Source organism: Aeromonas sp. PrichA-15, assembly GCF_017939245.1.
Lineage (GTDB): Bacteria > Pseudomonadota > Gammaproteobacteria > Enterobacterales > Aeromonadaceae > Aeromonas > Aeromonas caviae.
In genome coordinates this window covers 1-5,485 of the sequence record NZ_JAGKRH010000226.1, presented here as the reverse complement: position 1 = coordinate 5,485, position 5,485 = coordinate 1, and the positions used below count along the sequence as shown (strand labels likewise).

General features: G+C 43.4%; 4 protein-coding genes. 3 read left to right on the top strand and 1 reads right to left on the bottom strand.

The genetic code is table 11. The features are described from left to right. Positions 1-427 precede the first annotated feature (427 nt). Both J9889_RS19750 and J9889_RS19745 read left to right on the top strand, forming a co-directional pair. On the top strand, positions 428-1,060 hold the full coding sequence (locus tag J9889_RS19750) for a LysE family translocator (RefSeq protein WP_183148886.1): 633 nt from the start codon (positions 428-430) through the stop codon (positions 1,058-1,060). Between the two features lie 240 nt (positions 1,061-1,300). Continuing rightward, the gene (locus J9889_RS19745; RefSeq protein WP_210557809.1) at positions 1,301-2,518 is read left to right on the top strand and encodes a site-specific integrase; all 1,218 of its coding nucleotides are present in this window, start codon (positions 1,301-1,303) and stop codon (positions 2,516-2,518) included. 161 nt (positions 2,519-2,679) lie between these two features. Here J9889_RS19745 and J9889_RS19740 read toward each other — a convergent pair whose 3' ends face one another. Continuing rightward, positions 2,680-4,158: a histone-like nucleoid structuring protein gene (locus J9889_RS19740; protein WP_233265298.1), complete on the bottom strand. Its 1,479-nt coding sequence runs from the start codon at positions 4,156-4,158 to the stop codon at positions 2,680-2,682. Between the two features lie 423 nt (positions 4,159-4,581). Here J9889_RS19740 and J9889_RS19735 point away from each other — a divergent pair, with 423 nt between their 5' ends. Then, a complete protein-coding gene (locus J9889_RS19735) occupies positions 4,582-4,791 on the top strand; it encodes an AlpA family phage regulatory protein (RefSeq protein ID WP_049636775.1) in 210 nt (69 codons plus the stop codon). Positions 4,792-5,485 lie beyond the last annotated feature (694 nt).

Here is a 5,485-nt window from a genome sequence, read left to right as displayed (position 1 = left end):
AGTGTGCTAACGCCAGGAATCGCATGCGTTTCCTGGCGTTGGTTTCTGCCTTGGCGAGGGCCAAGAAATCGATTGGATCGGACATACTGAGTACAGTGAAACCAGAATAGAGCAATTAGATCACATCTTTAATCTGATTGGTATGAGTACAGTGAAACCAGAATAGAGCAATTAGATCACATCTTTAATCTGATTGGTATAAGTCTGGATAATGCTCAAAATCCAGTCAATTACATCGATAAACATTGCTATTCAGCCAGTATCACTGCCTTTCAAACGGCTCAATCTCTCTTTTTCACCTGGTTGAGCGTCAAATATCTCCGGCTCAAACGCTATTCCCTTCCTTGATAATCACTATCGCCGGAAACGGGAGTGACAAGTACTTCAGGATCCATAGACTGTTTCTTTCATGTACAAGGAGCTGTGTATGTTGGGGATCCACGATCTGGCGCTGTTTATCGTTTCTGGCCTGTTGTTGAACATGATGCCTGGGCCTGACTCCCTGCTCATCATGCTGCGCAGCGGCTCCCAGGGATGGCGTGCAGGGTCCATGGCGGCATTGGGTATCGGGACAGGTACCATGGTGCATGTGTTGGCGGCGGCGCTGGGGCTGTCTGCCCTGTTGAGTGCCTCTGCCGAGCTGTTTGCCGTCATCAAGCTGATGGGGGCGCTCTATCTGGTCTATCTCGGCGTGTCCATGCTCTGGCAGAGGAGTGGCGCTTCAACGTCTGTGGATGGGGCTGTGGCGCTGCCTGCGCTCTCTTATGGGCGCATCTTTCGGCAGGGGTTGCTCACCAATGTCCTCAACCCCAAGGTTGCCCTGTTCTTCCTCGCCTTTGTACCCCAGTTCATCGCGCCAGATGCGCCGCAAAAAGCACTGGCATTCATCGTGCTGGGCTGCATCTTCAATTTCAACGGCATGATCTGGTGCCATCTGCTGGCGTTTTCCACCGCGTTTGCAAGCCGCAAGGTGCGACTACCCACCCGGGTGGCCACCTGGCTGAATCGTGTGATGGGGGGGCTGTTCGTGGGGCTCGGTATCAAGCTGGCGGTGGAGTGAGCAGGTAAACACCGGGCATAGAAAAAGGCGTATCCCATCGCTGGGATACGCCTTCGTCTGCACTGCAGCAGAATGACCGGGATCAGTTCATGCCGTATTATCGCACAACCTGTCTAATGCTGTTTTATGCTGTCTGTGAATTGTTCATATCTAATTGATTTGTATCATTTAACCTTCCATTCTTGTCTAAAGTCATCTTAGGGTATATAAGACATTTGTGGGTTCAAGTGTGGGTTCAAAATGGCAATTTCAGATTCGAAACTCAAAGCAATGCTGCGTGGTCACGATGATGATACGCCCAGAAAGGTTGCGGACAGGGATGGGCTATCTGTTCTGTGGAGGAATAGCGGAAAAGTCAGCTTCGTGTATCGCTATCGAATTTTAGGCAAGGCAAAAAACCTGACTCTGGGCTCCTATACCGGCCAGGAGGGGGGGCTGTCGCTTTCCGAAGCAAGGAAAAAGGCGGCGCAATGTCGAGCTTGGTTGGAAGAGGGCAATGATCCTGCCTTGATGACGCGGATCGGGAAAGATGAAAGGCTTAAGCCTGTCACGGTTAAAGATGCACTCGAGTATTGGCTCTGCCATCACGCCGATAAGAAAAGGTCGAACAGTGAGAAGCATCGCCAGCAATTTGCGAAGTGGGTCTATCCCCGTATCGGAGATCTTCCTTTGTCAGATTGTGATACTCGTCACTGGTTGAGCGTCTTTGACGAATACTCGAAGGTAGCACCTGTGGCTAGTGGGTATTGTTTCCAAAACTGTAAGCATGCTCTGAAGTTTTGCCGTGTCAGACAGTTTGCAGTGAGTAATGCATTGGATGACTTGACCGTCGCTGATGTTGGGCAAAAAGCAAGTAAGCGAGATAGGGTTCTGACGCTAGAAGAACTGCGAACACTATGGGAGTGGGCTGAGAAGCTAGGTCCGTATTGCTACTACGGAAATTTGGCCAAGATTCTATTGTCGTTCGGTGCAAGAACTCAAGAAGCTCGGCTATCAGCACCCGAAGAATGGAATCTAGCCGAAGGTACATGGACAGTACCAGCGTCTAACTCAAAAACAGGTAATAAAATCGTGAGACCAATACCTGATTTTATTCGGCCGACGATAGACGCCTTGCTGAAAGCAGCCGCCGCACAGTCATCCCCATACTTGCTAGGGGAACTCAAGCGACCAGAAGCGGTAAGTCAGTGGGGAAGGGGGATTTGGAAGCGGCTCGGGCATAGCGCCCCATGGACATGGCACGATCTGCGAAGGAGCTTAGCGACCCGCCTTAACGAGGCTGGGATTGCCCCCCATGTCGTGGAACAAATTCTAGGTCATGTCCTACCTGGTGTAATGGCTCACTATGTTCATACGGTTCGGTTACCGGAACAAAAAATGGCTCTGGAGTTATGGGGAGGTTTCTTGAAACCATCAGAAAAACCGGCAGATAATATTGTGCATCTACAAGTTGGATAGGGTTTATTAAGTTTCTAGTTTTAGATTTTGCCTATGGAGGTTACACTGAACGTAACCTCCATTTTTATTCATGTCATACCCTCATGGAGTGTTTAAAGCAGATAGATAATTTATAGCGAATAGAATATTTTATATTTCTCTATGTTTTTACTGGTGTTGGTTTAATTGCTTTTTTGTAATGGATTGTCAGTGCTTTTATTATTCCCGCTTTTTCCAAATGAACGAAGATTTTTTTCATTAGGCTTACGCACTATCGCATAAGCTAATATGTCCTGAATGAATAAGTCGTTTAAAGATTTAGCCAGCATGTCATGACCGATTTTATTTTTAATTGGGAAGTTGTCTGTTTCACCGCCATATTTAAAAACATCACCATTGATTACATTGCTTCTCCACATGTTACCGATCTCTTCTACGATGTCAAAGCTCTTCCCCCAGTCTGGTTTTAAAAATAAAAACAGATGAAGATAATACTTCCTTATTGAGCAATAATCGACTTTCCAAATATACCCATCTATATACTTCATAACTGGTTTTTTTGCTCCTCGCCTAAATATTGCATCTCTGCCATCAAATAGCTTTGTTAGCTTGTAATAGTATAGTTCATTAGGGTTTTTATAGATTTCATAAATTTCATTTTCATATTTTGAATCATATCCATCATCGAAAACGCAGTTAAATCCTAAACAACACCTTATCACATGCGTAGAATCGCCATCGACCTTTATATTTATGAAGTCAGTGATAGAGTTTATATTCTTTCTTACATTGAAAAGTCTTTTAGAAACCTCTTTTTTATAATATGGAGAGTTATAGACTGCATTGAATTTATTGATGAAGGCGGTCATCAGATCGATTGAGAAATACTCTTCGAAATCATCTCTATATGTGATGTCAATGCCATTCTCATTTACTATCTTTATGAATATAGATACAGCTGGATGCACATCAAAGTGTTCAAGATAATCCTGGTTATTGAGAATATTGTTTACGTTTGACCTCAACAAAATTCTTATTTTATTTTTTATTTCTACTTTCTGCTGAGTACTATACACAAGTGTTTTATTTAGATTAACCTCATCCTGAACGGTTAATTCTAATCGATTGTTATTTTTAAATTTCCTCCCAATTTTAAATTGTTCGTGGTAGCTATACTCCCTAACAGATGAAATAAATGACAATATATTATAAATATGCTCGAAGTTACTGTAATCTTCAGTTGCTATAAATTTTTGATAGTAAGTTACTTCGCTAGACTTATTATCTTCAATAAAATGGCCGATAGGTGTGTCGTTCTCAATCTGCAATCCATTCTTACTAAGCCCTTCATGTCTAAATGCCAGATGTGGAGTCTTTCTAGTTCGCTGTGCAGCGAGGAGGCATTCTTTATCACAGTCGTATATTGAATATGGCCTTTCTGTTGTTTTCATTTTAATATTTTTATCTTTATTATTTTCTGTTTTACTCCCTCGCAAAACACGTTTTATTTTAGTGGATTTCTCCACTTTATTATCATCAGTGAACATATCTTTATTTATTTTAATGTCTTCTTTTTTATGCTGTGTTGGGGGGGCGCGAAGCTCACTTTTGGCTTTTTCGCCAATATAATGATGTGGTCTAGATTTTTTATTCCTTGCCATATTTAACCTTCTTTATGGTGTGTCAATCCCAGCATAACCTTCAATTCTATATTTTTCTATTGCAACATCAACAAGGTTGCACTAAGGATGTGATGTAAGCACCACTTAACTTATTGCATGGTTGCATTTAGTATATTTTGAGTTGCCATGGCCCATGTGGAGGCTCTTCAGTTCTCTTTGCTGCGGATAGGTGGATAGCATCTATCGGTATAGCCTTAACCTAGGGGCCTACAATTTTGTATTACCTACAATCCATGTATCAGCCGCCTGGATTGGTCACTTTATGTAGCGTTATGGCTAGCAGTTTGGATAGAAATTACAGTTCATACTCTTCTAACTTCTAAAGAGAATGATGCGATACCCTGTTTTTTTTAACTGGCTCGCTCTTCTGATGAACAACTACCACATCATCAGGAGTACACCATGAATAACACGATCAAAGTCCTGCGCATCAAAGACCTCATCAACAAGATTGGCATTGGCCGTTCGACAATTTACGACTGGCTGAACCCTCAGTCCCCCCGCTTCAACGCAACCTTCCCAAGGCCGATGAAGATTGGACTATCAGCAATAGGCTGGTTGGAGCACGAAGTGGATGCCTGGATAACAGCACAGGCAACCCTGCGTTCTTAATTTTTTTGTCTCACTCAAAAGTTCCATAAGTCTATAAACACTAGAACTACCATTTCTATCATGCCTAGTAGCCTGAATCATCTTTCCATTGCGATTAGATAGAATTATTGGTAGCAAATTCCATCTGCAGTAACACGGCTACTGCTAGTTAGTTTGGGGGTTAGTGATATACATACCAATCATATTCATTACATATCCCACTACCACCGTATAAACCACACCATCTACACCAGTTAACTACAGCCCATAGACTGTAGCCGCACAGTACATCCACTTCGGTTCACTCAGTAATCATTCATGTTTGACATGAGAGAGGTAATCCCATGCTTATCGATATTCTGAAATTCATTAAAAACATCAACACTAGAATTACATTTGAAGTCTATCCAGAGGAGATGGCACCCCATCAATACCGACTTGCCAGTACCCCAAGAAACTTTCTTAACGAACTACAGCACACCTTGGATATCGTCAAAATTCATTACCGACATAATCAATATGCAGCGACAGCGCATCCCTCGGTAGAGTTGTTTTTAGAGCACTTCTATAGTATCTATTCACCAGGACGGGGTTGACGGCATCAGTTCTGCCGGGATGGGATAATCTGTCTTCTCGATGCACGCCCTGACCACGGCCCTCAACCACTCCTGTGGGCAGCGGCCCAATCGCTTGCCGGTCTCCACCAACGACAGGA

Coding starts and splice junctions, on each gene's coding strand:
- J9889_RS19735 (WP_049636775.1), top strand. CDS start 4,582: ATGAATAACACGATCAAAGTCCTGCGCATCAAAGACCTCATCAACAAG.
- J9889_RS19740 (WP_233265298.1), bottom strand. CDS start 4,158: ATGGCAAGGAATAAAAAATCTAGACCACATCATTATATTGGCGAAAAA.
- J9889_RS19750 (WP_183148886.1), top strand. CDS start 428: ATGTTGGGGATCCACGATCTGGCGCTGTTTATCGTTTCTGGCCTGTTG.
- J9889_RS19745 (WP_210557809.1), top strand. CDS start 1,301: ATGGCAATTTCAGATTCGAAACTCAAAGCAATGCTGCGTGGTCACGAT.